15 protein-coding genes and 5 tRNA genes are annotated in these 21584 nt (G+C 46.6%); 11 read left to right on the forward strand and 9 right to left on the reverse strand.

What is annotated here, in order from left to right; all coding sequences use genetic code 11:
* Nucleotides 1-11: 11 nt before the first annotated feature.
* Nucleotides 12-1118 (reverse strand): multidrug efflux RND transporter periplasmic adaptor subunit VmeC, encoded by a 1107-nt coding sequence (vmeC, locus tag DYB02_RS01380; RefSeq protein WP_023624200.1) that lies wholly within the window; start codon nucleotides 1116-1118, stop codon nucleotides 12-14.
* Nucleotides 1119-1136: 18 nt separating this feature from the next.
* Nucleotides 1137-1718 carry a TetR/AcrR family transcriptional regulator gene (locus tag DYB02_RS01385; protein WP_005487525.1) on the reverse strand — a complete coding sequence of 194 codons (582 nt, stop codon included), beginning with the start codon at nucleotides 1716-1718 and terminating at the stop codon, nucleotides 1137-1139.
* 169 nt (nucleotides 1719-1887) lie between these two features.
* Between DYB02_RS01385 and rep the strand changes: the two genes are divergently transcribed.
* Nucleotides 1888-3903: a DNA helicase Rep gene (gene rep, locus DYB02_RS01390; protein ID WP_005455214.1), complete on the forward strand. Its 2016-nt coding sequence runs from the start codon at nucleotides 1888-1890 to the stop codon at nucleotides 3901-3903.
* 92 nt (nucleotides 3904-3995) lie between these two features.
* Here the strand turns inward: rep and DYB02_RS01395 are convergent, their stop codons facing one another.
* Entirely contained in the window at nucleotides 3996-4409 is a 414-nt protein-coding gene (locus DYB02_RS01395) for a c-type cytochrome (protein ID WP_025510379.1), read from the reverse strand.
* 337 nt (nucleotides 4410-4746) lie between these two features.
* On the opposite strand from DYB02_RS01395, the gene DYB02_RS01400 reads away from it, so the two are divergent.
* The 5 genes from DYB02_RS01400 to DYB02_RS01420 all read left to right on the forward strand — a co-directional run bounded on the left by DYB02_RS01400 (nucleotide 4747) and on the right by DYB02_RS01420 (nucleotide 5306).
* Nucleotides 4747-4823, forward strand: a tRNA-Arg gene (locus DYB02_RS01400).
* 32 nt (nucleotides 4824-4855) lie between these two features.
* A tRNA-His gene (locus DYB02_RS01405) sits at nucleotides 4856-4931 on the forward strand.
* A gap of 72 nt (nucleotides 4932-5003) precedes the next feature.
* Nucleotides 5004-5080 (forward strand) — tRNA-Pro (locus tag DYB02_RS01410).
* A 49-nt stretch (nucleotides 5081-5129) separates the two neighbouring features.
* A tRNA-His gene (locus DYB02_RS01415) sits at nucleotides 5130-5205 on the forward strand.
* 24 nt (nucleotides 5206-5229) lie between these two features.
* Nucleotides 5230-5306, forward strand: a tRNA-Pro gene (locus DYB02_RS01420).
* Between the two features lie 380 nt (nucleotides 5307-5686).
* Here DYB02_RS01420 and DYB02_RS01430 read toward each other — a convergent pair.
* Nucleotides 5687-6412, reverse strand: a complete 726-nt coding sequence (locus tag DYB02_RS01430) for an HAD family hydrolase (protein ID WP_021822329.1) — start codon at nucleotides 6410-6412, stop codon at nucleotides 5687-5689.
* A 669-nt stretch (nucleotides 6413-7081) separates the two neighbouring features.
* Here DYB02_RS01430 and DYB02_RS01445 point away from each other — a divergent pair.
* The 5 genes from DYB02_RS01445 (at nucleotide 7082) to DYB02_RS01470 (ending at nucleotide 13716) form a co-directional block, all read left to right on the forward strand.
* The gene (locus DYB02_RS01445) at nucleotides 7082-8797 is read left to right on the forward strand and encodes an ABC transporter ATP-binding protein (protein WP_005455179.1); all 1716 of its coding nucleotides are present in this window, start codon (nucleotides 7082-7084) and stop codon (nucleotides 8795-8797) included.
* A 92-nt stretch (nucleotides 8798-8889) separates the two neighbouring features.
* Nucleotides 8890-10443 carry an ABC transporter substrate-binding protein gene (locus tag DYB02_RS01450; RefSeq protein WP_005478744.1) on the forward strand — a complete coding sequence of 518 codons (1554 nt, stop codon included), beginning with the start codon at nucleotides 8890-8892 and terminating at the stop codon, nucleotides 10441-10443.
* Nucleotides 10444-10618: 175 nt separating this feature from the next.
* Nucleotides 10619-11596 (forward strand): ABC transporter permease, encoded by a 978-nt coding sequence (locus tag DYB02_RS01455; protein ID WP_005455219.1) that lies wholly within the window; start codon nucleotides 10619-10621, stop codon nucleotides 11594-11596.
* Nucleotides 11597-11598: 2 nt separating this feature from the next.
* On the forward strand, nucleotides 11599-12555 hold the full coding sequence (locus DYB02_RS01460; protein ID WP_005455202.1) for an ABC transporter permease: 957 nt from the start codon (nucleotides 11599-11601) through the stop codon (nucleotides 12553-12555).
* A gap of 156 nt (nucleotides 12556-12711) precedes the next feature.
* On the forward strand, nucleotides 12712-13716 hold the full coding sequence (locus DYB02_RS01470) for an SPOR domain-containing protein (RefSeq protein ID WP_025553789.1): 1005 nt from the start codon (nucleotides 12712-12714) through the stop codon (nucleotides 13714-13716).
* A gap of 239 nt (nucleotides 13717-13955) precedes the next feature.
* On the opposite strand, the gene DYB02_RS01475 is transcribed toward DYB02_RS01470, so the two are convergent.
* The 5 genes from DYB02_RS01475 to DYB02_RS01495 all read right to left on the reverse strand — a co-directional run bounded on the left by DYB02_RS01475 (nucleotide 13956) and on the right by DYB02_RS01495 (nucleotide 21532).
* The gene (locus tag DYB02_RS01475; RefSeq protein WP_029804921.1) at nucleotides 13956-16277 is read right to left on the reverse strand and encodes a hypothetical protein; all 2322 of its coding nucleotides are present in this window, start codon (nucleotides 16275-16277) and stop codon (nucleotides 13956-13958) included.
* Between the two features lie 263 nt (nucleotides 16278-16540).
* Complete coding sequence (locus DYB02_RS01480) at nucleotides 16541-18115, reverse strand: hypothetical protein (protein WP_029804918.1); 1575 nt, start codon at nucleotides 18113-18115, stop codon at nucleotides 16541-16543.
* Nucleotides 18116-18118: 3 nt separating this feature from the next.
* Entirely contained in the window at nucleotides 18119-18691 is a 573-nt protein-coding gene (locus DYB02_RS01485; protein WP_029804916.1) for a sigma-70 family RNA polymerase sigma factor, read from the reverse strand.
* Nucleotides 18692-18693: 2 nt separating this feature from the next.
* Nucleotides 18694-20166 carry a hypothetical protein gene (locus DYB02_RS01490; protein ID WP_005487539.1) on the reverse strand — a complete coding sequence of 491 codons (1473 nt, stop codon included), beginning with the start codon at nucleotides 20164-20166 and terminating at the stop codon, nucleotides 18694-18696.
* A gap of 13 nt (nucleotides 20167-20179) precedes the next feature.
* Entirely contained in the window at nucleotides 20180-21532 is a 1353-nt protein-coding gene (locus DYB02_RS01495; protein WP_029804915.1) for a serine/threonine-protein kinase, read from the reverse strand.
* Nucleotides 21533-21584 lie beyond the last annotated feature (52 nt).

Consider the following 21584-nt stretch of genomic DNA (forward strand, 5'->3'; position numbering starts at 1 on the left):
GATGCCTCCAATTAAAGCATTGGTGTTTCAGCAGGTGGAGTAATGGCATTGCTTTCAACAATGCTAACTTTCGCGTGGTTACTTAAACGGACTTGGCCCGACGTCACCACAACATCACCTGGTTTCACGCCTTCCAAGATGTGTGCGATGTCTTTAGTACGTTCGCCCACTTTAACTACGTGTTGTTTCACGCGCTTTTCACCCTCTTCTTCTGTCACGATGTAGACGTTATCGCCGTACAAAGTGAAGGTGATTGCTGTTTGAGGTAGCGTCACTTGATTTGCCAATTTAGGCATGATGATGTTTGCACGTGCGAACATACCGCTGCGAAGTTTGCCATCGCTGTTTGGAATGTCTGCTTGTACTTGGATCAGACCACTTTGTACATTTACTGCAGGTTCAATGGCAGAAATTGAGCCTTTGAATGGCTGATCTGGGTAGGCATCTACAAAAATATCCACTTCTTGGTCAAGTTTGATACGCGAGATGTCTGTTTGAGGCACGGTAAAGCGCAGACGCATTACGCTGCTATCTTCTAGGCGAACAATATCGCTACCAGCTTGGATGTATTGACCAAGATAAACGTTACGGATACCAACTACACCTGCAAATGGCGCTTTGATTTCACGACGATCGATGGTTGCTTTTAAACTCTCGATATCTGCTTTAAGCGAGTAGTAGTTTGCTTCAGCTTCATCGTAAGCTTCTTTAGAAATAGAACCTTTCTTAAACAAACCTTGGTAACGTTTGTATTTCGCTTCTGCTGCAGGAAGTTTCGCTTGTGAACTCTTCAAGTTCGCTTTTTCTACTTCAGAATCAAGCAAAACGAGGGGTTGGCCAGCTTCAACTTGAGTACCTGATTCAAAAGCGATCTTGTCGATAACACCGCTCGTTTCGTTCGCTACCGTCACACCTTGGTTTGGTTCGATAAAACCGATAGCTTCGATCACTGGTACCCAATCCACCGCTTTTACTTCCGTAACAGTTACTGGGAACTCAGGTTCAGGACGGTTTGCCATGTATTCAGCGATCTTTTGTTGCTTAAATAAATTGAAACCTATCACGCTGCCGAACAAGAGAACGGCGATAAGTAACATAAAGAAAGTCCACTTTTTCATTCTATTAAGAACTCCAAGTTAGTGTTTGATAATTGCATCCCAACTGGCTTCAATGGCTGCTTCCAGCGCATCGTCGTCCAATTGATAAAATCCCAAAGCATGTTTTCTCGCAAGCGCGACGCTTGCTTCAAAGCTTAATCCAGAGAGCACTTCGTTATCGAGAGGCTTAAAAACCCCTTCTTCTTTGCCCTGGTTGAAAAGGCGATCTACTTGGGCAAACATTTTTCGCTCAAGTTCCCACGTCTTGTTTCTTGTTGTGCAAGGTAACGAATCATATTGAACTCGATTACTGATGGCGTTTAAGTTGGAACCCGCCAAATTCCAGATGTTGAGCCACATGGTTCGATAGCGTTCCTTCAATGGCATGTCGTCATTAACACCCGCTTGCACCGCAGAGGCAATGCGTTTGGCTACGTTAAGACGCACTTCTTCCAATAGATGTTCTTTGTCTGAGAAATAGCGATAAATCGTCCCGGCGGCGACACCAGCTTCGTTGGCCAGCTTTTGCATAGAAAGCCCTTGAAAGCCAGACTCTGCAATTAACTGCTCCGCAGCGGCAAGTATTTGATCGCGTTTATCTACAGCAGGGTTGTCCGTCATAATCCTACTACCAGTGAATGAACGTTCATTCATTATAGCTTAAAGTCTGGTCTACTATGCAACAGAATGTTGCACCAATCGGGGTAAAATTTACGAGAAAATCACCGTAGCATTCAAAGAGCCACCCCTTTATCATAGGCGCCACATTTGTCACCCGCAGAGAATTTGTATGAAGCTGAACCCTAGACAAGATGAAGCCGTAAAATACGTGTCTGGTCCATGCCTAGTGCTTGCCGGCGCAGGCTCAGGTAAAACGCGCGTAATTACTAATAAAATTGCTTACTTGGTTCAGCAATGTGGCTACAAAGCAAGAAACATCGCGGCCGTGACCTTTACCAACAAAGCCGCGCGCGAAATGAAAGAGCGTGTTGGTCAAACCTTGGGTAAAGCCGAGTCGAAAGGTTTGATGGTTTCTACTTTCCATACCTTGGGTTTGAATATCATCAAACGTGAGTACAAGCAGCTTGGGTTAAAAGCGGGCTTTTCGTTGTTTGATGATCAAGACCAGATGGCGCTGTTGAAAGAGTTGACGGAAAAGCAACTCGACGGTGATAAAGACCTACTCAAACAACTATTGAGTACGATCTCCAACTGGAAAAACGACATGTTAACGCCAGAGCAAGCCAAAGCTATGGCGAAAGGCGAGCAACAACAGCTGTTCGCTTTTTGTTTTGAGATGTACCAGAAGCAGATGAAGGCGTACAACGCGCTCGATTTTGACGACCTGATCCTGCTGCCGGTATTGCTGCTGCGTAATAATGAAGACGTGCGTCAGCGTTGGCAAAATCGCATCCGCTATCTATTGGTTGATGAATACCAAGATACCAACACCAGTCAGTATGAACTTGTCAAATTGATTGTGGGTGAGCGCGGTCGCTTGACCGTCGTGGGTGATGATGACCAATCGATTTATTCGTGGCGTGGTGCCAAACCGCAAAACTTGGTGCTGCTCGGGCAAGATTACCCGAATCTGCGTCTGATCAAGTTGGAGCAGAACTATCGCTCGACCAGTCGAATTCTTCGTGCTGCAAACATTTTGATTGCCAATAACCCGCACGTGTATGAAAAATCACTGTTCTCAGAAATTCCTGACGGCGAAAAACTGAAAGTGTTGCTAGCCAAGAACGAAGAGCACGAAGCAGAAAGGGTCACGGGTGAGTTGATTGCGCACAAGTTCTTAAATCGCACGGAATATCGAGATTATGCGATTTTGTATCGCGGTAACCATCAATCGCGTTTGATTGAAAAATCACTGATGCAAAACCGCGTACCCTACAAACTGTCTGGCGGTACGTCGTTTTTCGCGCGTGCCGAAATCAAAGACATCATGGCGTATCTTCGAGTGTTGGTGAACCCTGACGATGACAACGCATTTCTGCGCATTGTGAACACGCCGCGACGCGAAATTGGCCCGGTAACGTTAGAAAAATTGGGCAGTTACGCCAATATGCGCGGCAAAAGCCTATTTGAAGCAAGCTTTGAAATGGGATTAGAACAACACCTATCGGGGCGTGGTCTCGAAAATCTGCGTCGCTTTACACAATGGTTGGTGGCGATTGCCGATCAAGCTGAGCGAGGCAACACAGTAGAAGCTGTTCGTTCCTTGGTTCGTGACATTCATTACGAAGATTGGCTGTACGAAACCTCAGCCAGCCCGAAAGCCGCTGAAATGCGCATGAAGAACGTTTCGGATCTCTACTCTTGGATTGTGGCTGACTTAGAAGGTGACAATTACGACCAAGAAGAGAAAACGCTGAAAGAAGTGGTTCAACGTTTGACCTTGCGTGACATGATGGAACGCGGCGAAGAAGACGAAGACAGCGATGCCGTTCAATTGATGACATTACACGCATCAAAAGGTCTAGAGTTTCCTTACGTTTATTTGATTGGTTCGGAAGAGGGCATATTGCCGCATCAAACCAGTATTGATGAAGATAACGTCGAAGAAGAGCGACGCTTGATGTACGTAGGCATCACCCGCGCACAGCGAGAGCTGACGTTTACCATGTGTAAAGAGCGTCGCCAGTTTGGTGAGTTGATCAAGCCGACTCAAAGTCGTTTTTTGGATGAGCTGCCGTTTGATGATGTCGAATGGGAAGTGAACAAAAAGCCTGTGTCTCAAGAAGAACGAATGGCAAAAGGTCAGGCACACATTGCAAACCTGCGCTCGATGTTTAAGAAGTGATCACTTTGATCTTACGGTAAATCAAGTTCACTCCAAACAAAAAGGCTTGCCGATTGGCAAGCCTTTCTTAATTCAGATGAGTCGCCGCTGGATTACAAGCCATCAATCATGTGGTCGATGGCTGCAATGACTTCATCATCAGAACAGTCCATACATGTACCTTTTGCAGGCATCGCGTTGAAGCCTTCAAGCGCGTGCTTCACTAGCACGTCTTTGCCTTGCGCGATACGCGGAGCCCAATCGTCAGCATTGCCTGATTTTGGCGCGCCGTTTACACCAGATGCGTGACAAGCAATACAAAAAGTACCGTAAACTTTGGCGCCATCACGTGGACCGGTTGGTTCTTCCTTCACAGGCTCTGAACCTGCTAGATAAACATCACCGACAGGTTTGATGCGTTCTGCGATCGCATCGTATTCAGTTTGGCTGATGTCAGAAGCTAAAGCTGCCGTAGAGAAAGTTAAGGCAGCGAACAAAACGCTAATCATTTGTCGAGACATATCCATTAAACCCACTTCACATTCCCGAGGTAAGTGACTTACCTATTTATATAGTTAGAGTATTGATACCGCGTCGAGAAAATCATTCGAAATCTCTCCGATGGCATAAAATGATTAAACAACTTGGTTGCAGCTGTTAAATCAATGTAAATAATGGGTGATTATATCCCGATAACTTGTTGCAATAAACAACAAGTTATCCATGACAGGGCGTGAATCACATCAAAAATACACTTTAAAGGCAGATAACTGTCGAAAAAGAGACCAAACGATAAAAAAAGTAAAAAAAGTACTAGACGGCATAGTGTGATATCCGTATTATTCCACTCCGCCGATAGGGCATGCGCCCGTAGCTCAGTTGGATAGAGCGTTGGCCTCCGGAGCCAAAGGTCGAAGGTTCGAATCCTTTCGGGCGTACCATACCCCGGAGGAAAAGTCGGTAAAACTCAATGGTGGCTATAGCTCAGTTGGTAGAGCCCCGGATTGTGATTCCGGTTGTCGCGAGTTCAAGTCTCGTTAGCCACCCCATTCTTTCCTTTTTGGATAGAATACGGTAGCATTGCTTCCCATCTTGATGTTGAATCAGGATAAAACTTAAGTCGGTGAATAGCGCAGCTTGGTAGCGCATCTGGTTTGGGACCAGAGGGTCGGGGGTTCGAATCCCTCTTCACCGACCACTATCTAGTTTATGGCTACATAAGTAGCGGTGAACATAAAAATTTGATGGTGGCTATAGCTCAGTTGGTAGAGCCCCGGATTGTGATTCCGGTTGTCGCGAGTTCAAGTCTCGTTAGCCACCCCATTCTTTCTATAAAGAATACATGCTCGGTGAATAGCGCAGCTTGGTAGCGCATCTGGTTTGGGACCAGAGGGTCGGGGGTTCGAATCCCTCTTCACCGACCACCATTAGAAAGCCTGCTTTTTAGCAGGCTTTCGTCGTTTTAGAGTTTATTACATAGTTTGGTCGACAATACTTCAAAGGATTTGGACCCAAGTGGGGGTCGCCTGAAGTTAGAATATAGCTCTTCACCAACCGCGATTTAAAGCCTCAGTCGAAAGACTGGGGCTTTTTTGCATTTTAGCCACTCTATTTTCCGTCATATTAACTGATAGTGGCTAGCCAGAAGATTTCTATCAGCAGAACATATCGAGCTTTGCGTACGAACTGAAAGGTTGGTGCAGCTTTTGGTGCTTTAGACCACCCATGATCCCAGAGCTTTTCGCGCAGATAAAATAAACCCCAGCTCAATGTCTGGGGTTGTGGTTTTCTTAATCCGCTGTTGTTATTGGGCGAGTGTTTTCAGGATTTCTTTTAGCTCGACGGTTTCTCGGATTTCAAAGTTCGGCGTTATCTCTGTTGGATTACTTGCGCCAGTCGCATTCACCCACACACTCAAAATACCCATGTTGTTTGCGCCTGCGATGTCTGCCGCTAAAGAGTCACCGATGTGTAAGGCTTCTTCTGGTTTGACGTCGACAAGATTCAAGGCTTTTTGGAATATGCTGGCCGCTGGTTTTTCTTCTGGCTCTTCGCCACCCACAATAATATGGTCCACCCATTCATCCATTTGTGTTGCTTTCAATTTGGGGTGCTGCGAGAAAATTGGACCGTTAGTGATCACAACAAGTTTGTAGTGCTTACGTAGATCCGTCAGCATTTCTTTTACGCCAGGGAAGAAAGTGAACGCGCCCATACGTGCTGAATCAAAATAGTGTTGTGCTTGCTGAGCTTGCTCTGCATCGATGTGGATGCCGTCCTCCGCCAAAATCGTTTGGATCAGACCACAGCGAAAAGCATTTTCGTCTGGAAGAAGAGCAACCAGCTGAGGAAACTCTGCGTTGAGCTTTTTATATACCCCTTGCAAATAGCGTTGTAAGAATGCTTGAGGATCAGAGATTTGTGGATACGTTTGTTGAATCCAGGCAGCAAATTTTTGCCCTGCAGCTTTGTCTGCTTGGGATGTGCCACATAACGTCTCGTCCATATCAAAAAAAATCGCTTTAAGCACAGGGGCTCCTTTCATTCGCTACTTAGTCACTGGCGTCGAAAGCCTATTATCCCACTCTAAATCGCATCGTAAAGAGGCAATCCGTCAGCAAATTGTGCAGTTTCGTTTACGCTTAAGTGATGCTGTTCTTTTGGCTTAATCATTAAACCGCATAACGGGCGCATAATCGCAATTTTGAGGAGGTTTCCTCTGTTTTGTTGTGGTGCTCACGTTTTAGCCTTAGGTGAAGCCGGTTAACTTTGGTTTTTTATGTTTGCCGACTATTTTGTTAGTAACATTTTATGCCGAAAAATCGCTTTTGGTACGATATATTGTTTGGTAAATGTTAATAATCACGCATGAATAGTGTGGTTATAGTGTGAGGTGATGTTGTGCCTATATTTAGAGCATTTTTCTAGTTTTAATGGTGCATGGCGCACAAAAATGGGGTGATATGAAAGTGGTTAAATACTTGTTAATGCATTTTTATTCGCTCATTGTGCGTGTATTCAATGTTTTTACGGCGGAATATACTTTAATTGTTGCTTTTTTGTGTGATTTTTGCCAAATTGTTTCCGCATTAAGATTTCAGAGTATTATTCTGAATTTGAACGGATTCATTCAGGTGATGAATGGCACGGGCTTTCCCAGTGCGATTCGATACCACAGACAAGGCAGTAGAGGTCTGAAATGTCACTATTAGAGGTGAAAAACCTTCGTATTGAGTATCCATCCCGACACGGCGTTCACGCGGCCGTGAAATCACTTTCGTTTAATATTGAACGAGGTGAAATCGTGGGTGTTGTTGGCGAATCCGGTGCGGGTAAGTCCACCGTTGGTAACGCCGTTATCGATTTGCTGAGCCCTCCGGGACGCGTTGCCAGTGGCGATGTCTTTTTGGATGGTGAAAAAATCTCTGGCTTAACACCAGAAGCGATGCGTAAGGTGCGTGGCTCGAAGATTGGTTTTATCTTCCAAGACCCTATGACCTCTCTTAACCCTTTGTTTACGGTTGAGCAGCAGCTAAAAGAAACCATTCATGCCAACATGAAAGTATCTGACGACGAGGCGTATCAACGCGCGTTGTCTCTGATGCAGCAAGTCGGCATCCCTCAGCCTGAAAACCGTCTTAAACAGTATCCTCACCAGTTTTCTGGTGGTATGCGTCAGCGTGTGGTTATCGCGATCGCTTTGGCTGGTGAGCCAGATCTGATCATCGCCGATGAGCCAACCACGGCACTGGACGTATCAATCCAAGACCAAATCCTGAATCTTATCCGAGAGTTGTGTATCCAGAACAATGTTGGTTGTATGTTGGTTACGCACGACATGGGTGTGGTTTCAAACGTTACAGACCGCGTGGCGGTGATGTACCGTGGCGATCTTGTTGAGTTTGGGCCAACGGCAAAAGTGTTGGGTAACCCAGATCACCCATACACGCGCAGCTTGATTTCGGCGGTTCCTCGCTCAGACAGAAAGCTCGATCGTTTCCCTCTGGTGAGTTACATCGAAGAAGCGACAGAAATGAAGTCGCTAGACATTAAGAACCACTGGCTGGGTCAAAGCCAAGATCAGCGTGAGTACACTGGCCCGTTGTTGGATGTGAAAAACGTCAACCTAAGGTTTGTGACTAAGGACTCTTTGTTTGAAAGCCGCCGTGAGTACGTGCAGGCATCGAACAATGTGAGTTTTGAGGTGCACGAAGGTGAGACGTTTGGTCTGGTGGGTGAGTCAGGTTCGGGTAAGTCGACCATCGCGCGCGTGATTGCTGGATTGTATGAGCCAAACTCTGGCCAAGTGAAATTTGAAGGCATCGATCTCACGGCGATGAAGTCGGAAAAAGAGCGTCGTCCGATGCGACGTCAAATGCAGATGGTGTTCCAAAACCCATACACGTCTATGAACCCTCGTATGAAGGTGGCAGACATTATTGCCGAGCCAATTCGTTTCCATAAACTCACCAAGAATGAAGCAGAAACACGTCAAATCGTGAATGATTTGCTTGATCATGTTGGTTTGGGTCGCATGGCTGGCGTGAAATATCCTCATGAATTCTCTGGTGGTCAGCGTCAGCGTATTTCGATTGCGCGTGCCCTGGCAACTCGTCCTCGACTTTTGATTTGTGATGAACCGACATCAGCGTTGGATGTGTCGGTACAGGCACAAATTCTGAACTTGCTAAAAGATCTGCAAAGTGAACTGAACCTAACGATGTTGTTTATCAGTCACGATTTACCGGTGATTCGTCAGATGTGTGACCGAGTAGGTGTAATGCAGATGGGCACGTTATTGGAAGTCGCGCCTACCGAGCAGCTCTTTACTGCTCCACAGCACGAATACAGCAAAAAATTGATCTCTCTGATGCCTGAATTTACGGGCTTGCGAGAAGAAATCAAAACGGCATAAACTAAGTATTTCGCTTGGCTGATCTTTAGTCATTATAAAGACGCAAACACAATAACAAGGGATCCGGATCCCCGCATGAAGGAGTTATGCAAATGAAAACCATGAAAAGCAAATTAGCAGTGGCGCTAATGGCTGCGGGCCTTAGTTTTAATGCGCTAGCAGCAGATATTAAAGTTGGCTACGCTGCTGACCCAGTATCGCTTGACCCGCATGAGCAGTTGTCTGGCGGTACACTGCAAATGTCACACATGGTATTTGACCCTCTAGTTCGTTTCACTCAAACAATGGACTTCGAACCTCGTCTAGCAGAAAGCTGGGAACGTGTTAACGACACAACGGTACGCTTCAAACTGCGTGAAGGCGTGAAGTTCCACTCTGGTAACTCGCTAACAGCGGATGATGTGGTGTGGACATTTGAGCGTCTACAAAGCTCTCCAGACTTTAAAGCGATCTTCGACCCATACGAGAAAATCGTAAAAGTGGATGACTACACGTTCGATTTGGTTACTAAAGGCCCATACCCACTTGTTCTGCAAACGGCGACGTACATCTTCCCTATGGACAGCAAGTTCTACTCAGGTAAGACAGAAGACGGCAAAGACAAGTCTGAACTAGTGAAGCACGGTAACTCATTTGCATCGACTCACGTTTCCGGTACTGGCCCATTCATCGTGACATCACGTGAACAAGGCGTAAAAGTGGAATTTGAACGCTTCAAAGATTACTGGGATAAAGCGTCGAAAGGTAACGTTGATAAGCTAACGCTAGTACCAATCAAAGAAGACGCGACTCGTGTGGCTGCGCTTCTTTCTGGTGGCGTCGATATGATTCACCCAGTAGCGCCAAACGATCACCAACGTGTGAAAGATGCGAAAGGCATCGATCTCGTGACACTACCTGGTACACGAATCATCACGTTCCAAATGAACCAAAACAGCAATGAAGCGTTGAAAGACGTGCGCGTTCGTCAAGCTATCGTGCATGCGATCAACAACGAAGGCATCGTGAAGAAAATCATGAAAGGCTTCGCGACAGCTGCTGGTCAGCAAAGCCCTGCTGGTTACGTTGGTCACAACGAAAAACTGGTTCCTCGCTACGATCTGAAGAAAGCTAAAGAGTTGATGAAAGAAGCGGGCTACGAGAACGGCTTTGCCCTAACTATGATTGCGCCAAACAACCGTTACGTGAACGATGCAAAAGTTGCACAGGCTGCGGCGGCAATGTTGTCTAAGATTGGTATTAAGGTTGATCTGAAAACCATGCCAAAAGCGCAATACTGGCCAGAGTTTGATAAATGTGCGGGTGACATGCTGATGATCGGTTGGCACTCAGACACTGAAGACTCTGCGAACTTCAACGAGTTCCTAACAATGACTCGTAACGAAGAGACAGGTCGTGGCCAGTATAACTGTGGTTACTACTCAAACCCAGAAATGGACAAAATTGTAGAAGCAGCGAACGTGGAAACGGATCCAGCGAAACGTGCAGAAATGCTAAAAGGCGTTGAAGCGACGCTTTACAACGACGCAGCATTTGTACCGCTACACTGGCAAAGTGAAGCGTGGGGCGCGAAGTCTAACGTGAAAGCAGCAGACATTGTGAACCCAATGGTTATGCCTTACTTCGGCGACCTAGTGGTTGAATAATCACATGATGTAGTTAGAAGGAGGGGACGTATTCCCTCCTTCATGAGCTTCTCTCAAGGGATGCTTGATGAGGCTCATCACTCAGCTCAGTTTTGTTTCAGTCGGATTGAGCGAGTTTTACAGACTGAATTTTCTCTCTAAATTTAGAGATCTATGGATAGTTAAGGGGCAAGGAATGTTTTCGTTTCTGGTCAAGCGCCTGTTTCAGGCACTGATAGTGATGTTTGTGATCAGTTTGGTGGCGTTTGCCATTCAGGACAACCTGGGTGACCCGCTGCGTGAGCTTGTAGGTCAGTCGGTTTCAGAGTCGGAGCGTCAAGCGCTGCGTGATGAACTGGGCCTGAACGATCCCTTTATCACAAAGTACACTCGCTTTGTCGGTAATGCACTGCAAGGTGATTTAGGTACGTCTTACTTTTTCAAGCGCCCAGCGGTTGAGGTTATTCTTGATAAGCTGGTGGCGACACTAGAGCTCGTGTTTGGCGCGACGCTCATCATTATTGTTTTATCGATACCACTTGGGGTGTACTCCGCGATTCACCCGAAAAGTATCTTCACCAAATTTGTCATGGCGATGAGTAGCGTCGGTATCTCGATTCCGGTCTTCCTGACGGCGATCATGCTGATGTACGTCTTCTCCATAGAGCTTGGTTGGCTGCCTTCCTACGGGCGGGGTGAGACCGTCAACGTGCTCGGTTGGGAGTCTGGCTTCTTTACCATTGATGGTATCAAGCACCTGATCTTGCCGTGTATTGCGCTGGCATCGATCATGTTGCCGCTGTTTATCCGTCTGGTTCGTTCAGAAATGCTGGAAGTACTGAGTTCGGAATACATCAAGTTCGCTAAGGCTAAAGGCCTGAACTTACAAAAGATTTATTACCAACATGCACTTAAGAACACCATGCTACCGGTACTGACGGTAGGTGGCGTGCAAATTGGTACCATGGTGGCCTACACCATCCTCACAGAAACCGTGTTCCAATGGCCGGGCACTGGCTTCCTTTTCCTAGAGGCGATTAACCGTGTTGATACACCGCTAATCACAGCCTACGTAATCTTTGTTGGTCTGATCTTCGTGGTAACCAATACCATCGTTGACTTGCTGTACGGCATCATCAACCCAACTGTGAACCTAACTGGAAAAGGAGCTTAATCATGAGCCAAACCAATACTCCTGCTGCTCCTTCAGCCGTTCCATCTGCGTGGGAGCGCTTTAAAAACTCGGATTTCTTGTACTACTTCAAGCGCGACAAAGTGGCGATGGCGAGTTTTACGGTGTTTTTGATGTTCTTGGTGCTAGCACTGGCGGCGCCAATTCTGGCACCAACTGACCCGTATGATCTGACATCTATCGATATCATGGATTCAGAATTACCACCATCTTGGATGGACGGCGGTGAAGAACGCTTTGTGCTCGGTACGGATGAGCAAGGCCGTGATATTTTATCGACCATTCTTTACGGCTCTCGTTTGTCGCTGACGATCGGTTTTCTAGCGGTCGGTCTACAGCTTGTACTGGGCATCATCATTGGTCTGTCGGCTGGCTACTTCGGCGGTCGTATCGATAGCTTCTTGATGCGTTTTGCAGATGTGCAGTTGTCGTTTTCAACCATGATGGTAGCGATCATCGTCTCGGCCATTTTCAAAGCCAGTTTTGGCAGCGATTTTTACAGCCAATACGCGGTCGTGATGCTGGTGGTGATCATCGGTGTGGCTGAATGGCCACAGTACGCGCGTACGATTCGTGCATCGGTACTGGCAGAGAAGAAGAAAGAATATGTAGAAGCGGCACGCGTGATGGGCTTTAAAGCTCCACGCATCATGTTCCGCCATATTTTGCCGAACTGTTTGTCACCAATCTTGGTTATCTCAACCGTTCAGGTGGCCAACGCCATCATGTCGGAAGCGGCGCTGTCGTTCCTAGGCTTGGGTCTGCCTGTTGACCAACCATCTTTGGGCGCGTTGATCAGCATCGGCTTCAACTACATCTTCTCTGGTGCTTGGTGGATTACAGCCTTCCCAGGTATTGTGCTAGTTACTTTAGTACTGGTTATTAACCTTCTGGGTGACTGGTTACGTGATGTATTTAACCCGAAACTGTACAAAGGTTAAGAATTTAGACATAGAGCATTGTTAAATCGCTCATTTCCTTCCTAAACTGAGAGCCGGATGCAATTCCGGCTCTTTTTTTGCTTGTTATTCTTTATTCACATTTTTTTGGCGCTTTGCCGCCATAATGACTTTACCCACTAGTTCAGAGTGAAGCGTATGGAAATGAAGAAGGCACACCTCTCATCACGCATTGTCCAATCAGGCCTCAGCTTAGGAGGGCTATTGCTGTGCGCCCAATTTTCAGCCCCGGTATTGGCCGATGACTTTCTTTGTCAGGCGACTCAAGCGAGCGACAAAGAACTGCCGATGCTAGAGAAAAGTTGCCCAATCGGTCAGGGAGTTTGGGGAAAGAAAGTGCCGCAAGGAGGCAATGATTTCTATTGGATTCAATGTGGCTTGCTGCCTAAACCAATGCCACTTGCCAAAGCCAAACCCATTTACAGCAAAATCACCACCGATGTTTGGATGAAGCCCGAAGCAAAGGGCTATCGTTGTCTTATTGGGCCTTATACAGAATTTTCTAAAGCGTCTGCTGATTTGCGAGGAGTCAAAACCTTGTCGAACTATCGCGAGGCATTTATTCGTGTGGTTGGCAAAGGGAGTGACAACACCGTGAAGCAAACGCAGCCGTCATCAAAGCCGACTCCTGTCGCCAAACCAAACGTCGCCCCGAAGCCTGTTGCGCCAGTCGTGACCAGTCGTCCAGATACCGAGGCGTTTAAAGCTTCTGCGACAAAAACGACAGCGCAGCCAGTTACGGCAAAAGAGCCGAAACCGAGCACGACAACAAAACCGGTTGCGAAAGCAAAACCAGCACCGAGCGTAAAAAGCAATGGAGAGGTGGAAGTGCGCTTGCGAGCGTCTCTACATGGCAAAATGTATGTCGTGCCTTACCTGTTAGATAATCAGTTTTATATGGAATATGGTAAGCCGTGGAATCGACTCAACTACGAAAGCTCGCAACAGATTTGTCAGCAGTTGGGCATGTCGCTCGCCACGGCGACTGAATTTAAAGCGTTGCGAGATTCTGGTGTGATGGAGAAGAACAAATGGCCGCTGCAATTGCCGTATTGGGGTAAAGATAAGAAAGGCTTGTTTGCCGATCGAGAACCAAATCAGTTAACCGGCACGTCGTTGTTGAATGTGATGTGTGTGAAGTAGCGGTTGTTCATCCTTAATGCATCCATACATTTTAGGACGAAACGCGCTTTTCAAAACGAAGAAAGCCCCGCGATGCGGGGCTTTTTTGCGGTCTCAAATATTGTTGCTACTTGAGAGGTGTTTCTTTGTGACAGTTTGAGCAAATGTACACTTCTTTGATACCGACAAATCGTTCCCAGAAGGTTCGACGTCTTCTACGTAAATGCACACTGTCGCAACAAGGGTTGACGATGGTTGCTTTAGTCATCGTCACCTGGCTCCAAAATTGGTAGTGAAGCCGCGATGCTTGTCATTACTTCTTTGTTGTGAGAGTACAGGCCATATTCCGGCGCTGATTCATGACCGTTTTGCTCTTTACTCCAATGAATACCGATGTAGAAATCACCAAAATCACGGTTGATGTAACGATGACGAGTTTTGTAATCTGATTGTGAGCCCGTTTCTTCTAGAATCAGCAGTTCACGACCTTCATCATCCTTGATTTCCCAGTTTCCTGGCGTTTGGAAGCCGGTCGGCATGAACGACGAGTAATTGTAAGTGTCAGCGTCGTATTCGTATGTACCTGAAGAGTATTTCAGGATTTTGTCGTCGTCTTTGCCTTTACTTTCTACCATCAAGTCATGCTCTACCGTGCCATGCTTGATGTGTTCTGCAACCGAAAGTGATTCCGCAAACGGTGTGTTGCTTGAATCCATCCAGAACAGTTCATCATCTGAGATTTTAACGATAATCTGAGTGCCGTTATTCCCGGTTTTGTGCTGGTACAGCATTTCATACTCTTCGCCGTAGCTGTTGTATAGCTTGCCGTCTTTTAGCTCGACGTCTTCACAGTCTTTGTTGTTGTATTCCGCGTAACCGGTTTGTTGGTCAAGATCTGCAAGAATGGCGTAGGCATCGTGTTCCCATGTGTTTTCTAGGACGTCGCTGATGTTCGCTTTGTACTCTTGGTTCATCTCATCGTGGTTTGAACCCCAGCAGAATAGTAGGCCCTCAGAGTCTTGCATCAACATGGCATAGCCAATTTCACCATCTTTTTGCGCAAAGCTACCCATTTTCCATTCTTGACCGTTGAAGTGCGCTTGCGTGAAGCCCAAAGTCGGTACTACTGGTGGTGGCGTAACGCCTTCTTTTACTTCTGGCATGCTGAGTGCAATCTGCACCGCAGTATGACCATCTGTTGCGCTAATGGTAAGTGCTGCACCAGATTCACCAGCTTTTGTCGGTGTGCCTTTAATGGTGACAATCGCATTGCCATCTTCAATTGCTGATAGGCCTTCAATGCCTACGTAGTCCGCTGAGTAATCGGTGATCTGACCGTCTTTATCTTGGAACAAACCAGAAATATCGAGCGTTTGTTCAAACAGTTCGCCCTGTTGTAGGTACCAGCCATCAACAATGGATTGCAGGCGAGCTTGCTCTGCTTCAACAACCATTGGTGGTAAGTTTGCAGATTCGATTTCGATTTCGAATACTGCGCTCACAGTTGATAGCACATCCCCGTTAGAGTTTTTGTCCTGCGCCGTTAGAACAATCTCAAAATCACCGGATTTTTCTACGATCGCGGTTGGGTGTAGAACAATTAGGTTGCCAACTTTCTCAACTTCAATGCCTGTGCCCGCTAAATTATGCGTCAGTTTTGTGTTCACAAGGCTTTGGTCTTTGTCTTTGAAAAGACCTTCGATGTTTAGCTCAACGCCATTAAATGAAGCACCTTTTACGATTTTTGGTAGCTTATCCAGTTTATCTTCAGCTGCGTCTTCTATGGTTTCGTTGACGGTTAGCTTGTTGTTGACTACCGTTTCAGGCGCTAAGTTGTCGCTATTCGGCGTGCTATCAGTGATGACTGGACGTAGGCTTGGGTCATTGATGTTTTCGCCAGACGCGACAAGACGATCCACTTCTTGGTTTGCCGCTTGAGCAAACTCAGTCGCTTTCTTCTCGTAATTTGTTGGGTTTTGCGCTTTAGATTCTGTCAGAATCTGAGCGGTTTTATGTAGTTCGGCGTTTTTTGTCGCACCTTCAACAAAGTCACTGTACAGATCAATCGGAGCTTCCTCTGAGCCTCCCAATGCTTTGTTTACGTTTGCTTTCGCGTCTTCTTCAGTAATTGAAGGGTCTTTTGCCATTTCAATCGCCACAAGGTCCGTGATAGGTGAAATCACGTTAGACGATGATGGTGCGCGGAATACGATTTCGTGCGCCATAGCTTGGCTTGGGTGGTCCATATCTACGGTGTAGGTGCCAGCGTATTTCTTGGCATCCAAGGCGATAAGTTGTTTCTGTTTCGTACCGTTTGGAACGAGAGTTTGCAGTGCTAAAGTTTTTTCTGGTTTAGCGGCCAGTGTAAGCTGACCTTTCTCATCGGTCAGACCAAGAATAGATTCTTGAGTGTCCCATTGACCGTTGTTGTTCGTGTCTTCAAAAACAACTGCATTTTTGAAGTAGCCGTCAAAACCTGTGATCACAACACCGTTGCTTGCACTGCTTGAACCGCTATCTGAACCGCCACAGCCTGTAAGAGCGATAGCCACTGACGCTGCTAATAAACTCACCTTATTCATTATTCATTTGTCCTTGTTCGTTTCCGAATGAGAAAGTCGCTTTTTTTATTGTTGTTTTTCTTAAATCTCACTAGTGAGATTTAAGAAAGTTGTGCCTTTTTAATCACTATTGAGTAAGTGTTCAAGACACGAAAAACTGCATAAAACCCGTAAAATTTATTTGAGTTTTTTGTCGATGAGGAAGGAAATGAGACTTTGATCACGGTTACACTTTTTGTTTTTAGTGATTTAATGGTCAAAATAACATTATGTATTTTAAGTGGTTATTTTTTGTTGCTTGAGCGTAACGGCTTTGGGCTGTGATAAATCATATTGATTTTAAATTCTTCAACGCGATCAGCCAGTTCAGGCTTTGGACGTAAAATGTAGCTGTACACCTCGCCATCAAGTAGTTCGTCGTAAGGCGAGTAGCTCAGATCAAATGCTAACGATTGTTGTCTGGTCGTGGGGTTACTAATGTATTCGTAGCAGTCAATTAGGTAAGTCGGATCGTAGGGGTTAGGATCGGAGATGATGTCGACCTGATAGTCTCCTTGACCAGCAATGACATGGCTGCCATACCAGATGGCGACATCAGCACAATACAAGTTTGGATTGTAAGTGCGTAAGTTGAGATCGGAATCGATGCTTTCACCATGAGGCCCAATGACTTGAGTTCCATGGTGATAAATATAATTGCCGATTTCAGCCACGAGATAATCGCCGTTAGGGCGAGGTAGCAAATAGTCAAAAAAGGATATCTGGTATAAATATCGTCCTGTCGGTGCGTTGATGCGTTTTTCCATCGATTGCTTGTTCTTTTGCATGGTATAGCTTTCGAATTGTTTGCCATCAAACACGGTGGTGAAATAGTTCTGAGTCTCTTTATGAACCTGAGATGGGTACACCTTTTTGGTGGTCCAGATTTGACGAGCACCATTTGCGCTAACAATCAACGAGTCATCACTGATTTTGTAATGGCCCACTTTTTTTAGTGCTCCCTTTTCTGGGCATAAGCGCTTGTTGTTGGAGGCGGCAAAGTACACTTCTTCGTTTTCAAACTGAAACGCTTCGCAATACACCACTTCATACGCGTACGCGATACCGCCAAGGTTTTGTGTGGTTTCGAGGCGATACACAATGTCACCGACCAAAGGATGGTCGGTGTTGTTTTGCTCTTCTTTAACGACTGGCAATTCAAAACGGGTCGTGACCCAGGCGTAATCTTCTTCACCATGATGATTGTCACGAGCTGCCACGGCTAAGTAAATGGTTTGGTCGATTTCTTCTGGCGCACCTTGTACCACGATTTGGCCTTGGTTGAGCACCTGAAGACCATTGGCGTTTTCTAACCAGATCCGAGTGGTGAGCAGGTCACCATCGGGGTCTTCAAATAATTGGTTCAGACTTAACGAATTGCTGATCGGCTTGTTCTGCGTCAGCTCCCAACCATAAATGATGGTTTGCAGTTGCTGTTCGACCGATAGGTTGATGATGGGTTTGCTGTTGTTCGCCGCATCAACTTTGGGTTGTGGTGTCACCGCCGTCAGATCGTAAGGGTAGTAACCGTCAAACGTATCGAAAGGGTTCTCGGCGACGTTTTGTTGATCGAATGGGGTGGCATTAAGCACTGCATCTAAATCGAGAGAGCTCGAGCCATCCAACGCCGATGTTGTGAGCGCCTGCTTCACCTCAATTAACGACGTACGTTCACCATAGTGATGTTGGCTTTTTCTTTTATCGACAGGAGAGCTGTTTAAAGAGCTGGCCGCAGACGCCATGCTGCTCTCGTCACTTAACAAGTAAACGCCCAATAAACCGGCGCCGATCGCGCCGATAATCCACAGTTTCTTGGTCATGATTTATGCGTGTGCCATTCTTGATTGCAGCCAGCTGCGTGAGAACTTGAGGTCTTTTTCGATCAGGCTTGCGCTGCACTCTAGCAGTTCGCTGATCTCCTGGTTCTTCATGCCCATCAGGTATTTGAGTTTTAAGGCGCTCGATTGACGTGGGTAGCGTGTGCTAAAGCTATCTAAGGCTTTGTCCATGATGATCAACTGCTCAAAGCGGTCTTCTTCGTCCTTCATCAACGTGATGTGTTGGCGTTTTTGCGCTTGGTGTGAGCGAGCGTTGTCGATCAATATTTGGCGCATGACTTTAGCGGCCATTAAGAAAAAATCACGCTTGGTGGCGATTTCACTCATGTCGCAGTTTGACATCTTTAGGTAAGCATCATGAATCAATGCGGTGGTGCTGTTGACGCTGTCTGCCAATACTATGTTGTCGGTGCCGTATTTTTCGGCGTTGCGCTCACGTTCTTGTTGGGCGATTTTACGCAGTTGCAAATAAGCGAATTGGTACAGCTCGCTTTCGGCTTGTTTATTACCAGACTGCCACTGCTGAATAATGTGGGTTAGGGCTGAAGTCGTTGCCATGGTTATACCTCCTCGCTCACTTTGACAAATTCAGAAATCGTATGCGTTTCAATATGATCAGAACCATCTCGGTTACGACTAACGTTCTGTTGGTAGCGATACAAAATGCCTTGTTCCCAGTTGGCTCCCGCCGGTAAGTATTCCCAAGTGGTGTAGTTGATTTCTGCCGGAGTGGTTGACCAGCGCACCATGATGTTCATTTGCGCCAAATTGGCTTTCGGTTCGTCATTGTTTACCCACCACATATCGGCAAACTCGCGGGTGACATCTTGGGTGTATAGGCTTGCATCGGTTGGGCAGGTCTCGGCGCTGCGTGGCAATCGCATCACTTGTTGGTGGCGCATTAACAGACACGATTGTGTCATGGATTGCTGGTGGTATTGGGTTTGCTGCCACACGCCGAGGTAGTCGATGTCGTGCTCGCTGGTGTTAGGGTAGGAAAACCACAGCATTTCAGTGCGGTTGCTGTGTTGGATGTGTTTGTTGCGCCCGAGACCTTGTACTTTCTCCATAAAGAGCTCAGTGCTTGGGTCAAAATTCATCGCGACTGAGCGATATTTCCAGTCGCCTTCATCGTCAAAGTCTTCGAGAGAGAAGCCGTTCAAGTCGTTGCGGGTGCATCCTGTGATAGAGCAACCAACAAGGTTAAACCAATCCGCAAATTTGCTAATCGGCTCGACAATATCTTCCGTAATTTGGTGATTCGGCGATATGAAGCAACCTTGAAAATGGTCGCCAACACTCGGGTGTTCAATTAACGAATCTTTGGTGATGGTGAATCGGGTCTCACCAAAAGGGGGGCGATATTTGGGGTGATGTTTATAGCGCAGATCGTAGGCACAAGCGCGGCCCTGCCAATCTTTCTTTTTGATCACGATGTTTTTGAACGTGATGCCGCGAGGTTCAAAGATGATCTCATCAGAGGCAAAGTTTTCCTCAATGTACTGCTGGCTTTCGTTCAAGTGATCAATCGCCTCATCGACAGAAACCCAGTCGAGGTTGAGATGTCGTTTAGCGTCATCCAGATAATTGAGATCGAGACTCTTGAGCTGGCTTTGAAAGCGAGGATCAGACAACACACGGTTGGCTAAGACAATTTCCTCACGATTCTCAGGCGTGCTGTCGAGAGAAAGCAGCAGACGCGTCATATTGATGCTGCGACTGGGTTTGGTGGTTGCCATCGTTGGCGTAAGCACTTCTTGGCTCGATAAGGTTGTCAGCAGATAACCTTTGTCATCGTTACCAAGGAAGAAGCTGATCACATCACCTGGTTGGTAGTGAAATGCGCCTTGCTGAGTGACTCCTGTGATATTGGAACTGGTTTTGTAATACAGGCCAGTCACTGGAGAGTCGATAAAGTAGCCTTGCTTCAAGGTTGAAGCTGGCGGGTGTGAAGTGGCTGCAGAAGCATCTGCCGCCAAAGTGGACGTAGCCGTCAATGCAGACAGCCAAAATACCACTGAACGTGTATACATATTGTTTTAAGCCTTATTGGTTGGTGCTGTCCTTAGACGCACAATTTGGCTGACAACTCATTGGTGTAGTTAGGTGCTTCTCTGGCACCGGTGTCATCATCGCCAACAACATTTTTTGTTTTATATGTTTGGGGATATCTGGGTTAGAGAGTATCCGCCTTCGTGTTAGCTCCATCATGGAGTTCACCGAAAGATGTTCGACGTTCTGCCCCTTCGCATGGAAGATGAGGCGAGTCAGTTCGTACATCATATCTTCTGCAATCTTCTTCTCTTGTTGCAGTTGGATATTCTTTTGAATCAATGCATTACCAAATAGCACGCCGGATAAAACCAGAATGGCAGATAATGCTGCAGCCAGCGGACGGCGCTGCACTAAACGCAATGCGCTGTACAACGGCCAATGTTTTTTTTGTTCGATTGGGCGCCGCTCAAGCATGCGCTCAATATCAATTCTTAGTGCTCGAACGTCTGAATAGCGCAGTTTTGCGGCAGAGCGTGTCGCGCGTCTAATGACCCAGTAAACATCAGACCAAACGCGCGGTGACGGAAACATCATCGCGAGAATTTTACCCAGAGAGTACACATCGCTTTGTGCCGTCAGAAACTGACCAGTCTGTTGTTCTGGACTGGCAAAGTTTTGGCTAAACGCAATTAATGCGGGTGGGGATTCGCCACCGCTGTTTTGCACTTTCTGCGTCAGATTGAAATCGAGCAATTTCGGTCGTTTATTTGGGTCAATCAGGATATTTTCAGGCTTGAGATCGGCGTGTAACACGTGGTGGTGATGCGCGTGTTCCATTGCCTGACAAATCTGCTTAAACAGCGTGAACTTCTCACGGTCTGTCAGTGTGACTTCGGCAAGATAATCATCCAATGTTTGGCCAAACACGCGCTCCATGACGATGTAAACCGAGCCGTCATGCAGGCCGCCGTCAAAGACTTTCGCAATATAAGGGTGATTTAAACGTGCTAGTAGCTGCGCTTCATCGAAAAGTGCCCGTTGTCCGAGCACATTACTTAAATTGCTTTGGATGAATTTGATCGCAAGATCTTGCTCGAAGGTCTCATCTGCACGTTGCGCGGCATAAACGACGCCCATACCACCACGCCCCAACTCATGAGTTAGGCGATACTTACTGATCACTTCGCCACTAAGGTCGATCTCGCTGTTGGTCGCTTGATGAGCGCCAAAGTAAAGCAATTGCGTTAATCGCTCTTCTGGGGCTTCATGGGCTAAAAGGGGCGCGAGTTGAATGTATAGCTCAGGTTGACTCTGTTGCAATTCTTGGAGGTATTGCTGCTTTTGAGAGTCGTCCAGATCAAGAAGATGATAATAAACTTGGGTTTCGCTGGAGCCTAACTGCACAGTGCCTGATATCTTATTGTTTTACGTGCGCTATTTTATAAGAAACTCAATA

Source organism: Vibrio parahaemolyticus (assembly GCF_900460535.1).
GTDB lineage: Bacteria > Pseudomonadota > Gammaproteobacteria > Enterobacterales > Vibrionaceae > Vibrio > Vibrio parahaemolyticus.

Coding starts and splice junctions, on each gene's coding strand:
- DYB02_RS01455 (WP_005455219.1), top strand. CDS start 10,619: ATGTTTTCGTTTCTGGTCAAGCGCCTGTTTCAGGCACTGATAGTGATG.
- DYB02_RS01490 (WP_005487539.1), bottom strand. CDS start 20,166: ATGTATACACGTTCAGTGGTATTTTGGCTGTCTGCATTGACGGCTACG.
- DYB02_RS01470 (WP_025553789.1), top strand. CDS start 12,712: ATGGAAATGAAGAAGGCACACCTCTCATCACGCATTGTCCAATCAGGC.
- rep (WP_005455214.1), top strand. CDS start 1,888: ATGAAGCTGAACCCTAGACAAGATGAAGCCGTAAAATACGTGTCTGGT.
- DYB02_RS01450 (WP_005478744.1), top strand. CDS start 8,890: ATGAAAACCATGAAAAGCAAATTAGCAGTGGCGCTAATGGCTGCGGGC.
- DYB02_RS01385 (WP_005487525.1), bottom strand. CDS start 1,718: ATGACGGACAACCCTGCTGTAGATAAACGCGATCAAATACTTGCCGCT.
- DYB02_RS01485 (WP_029804916.1), bottom strand. CDS start 18,691: ATGGCAACGACTTCAGCCCTAACCCACATTATTCAGCAGTGGCAGTCT.
- DYB02_RS01395 (WP_025510379.1), bottom strand. CDS start 4,409: ATGGATATGTCTCGACAAATGATTAGCGTTTTGTTCGCTGCCTTAACT.
- DYB02_RS01480 (WP_029804918.1), bottom strand. CDS start 18,115: ATGACCAAGAAACTGTGGATTATCGGCGCGATCGGCGCCGGTTTATTG.
- DYB02_RS01460 (WP_005455202.1), top strand. CDS start 11,599: ATGAGCCAAACCAATACTCCTGCTGCTCCTTCAGCCGTTCCATCTGCG.
- DYB02_RS01445 (WP_005455179.1), top strand. CDS start 7,082: ATGTCACTATTAGAGGTGAAAAACCTTCGTATTGAGTATCCATCCCGA.
- vmeC (WP_023624200.1), bottom strand. CDS start 1,118: ATGAAAAAGTGGACTTTCTTTATGTTACTTATCGCCGTTCTCTTGTTC.
- DYB02_RS01475 (WP_029804921.1), bottom strand. CDS start 16,277: ATGAATAAGGTGAGTTTATTAGCAGCGTCAGTGGCTATCGCTCTTACA.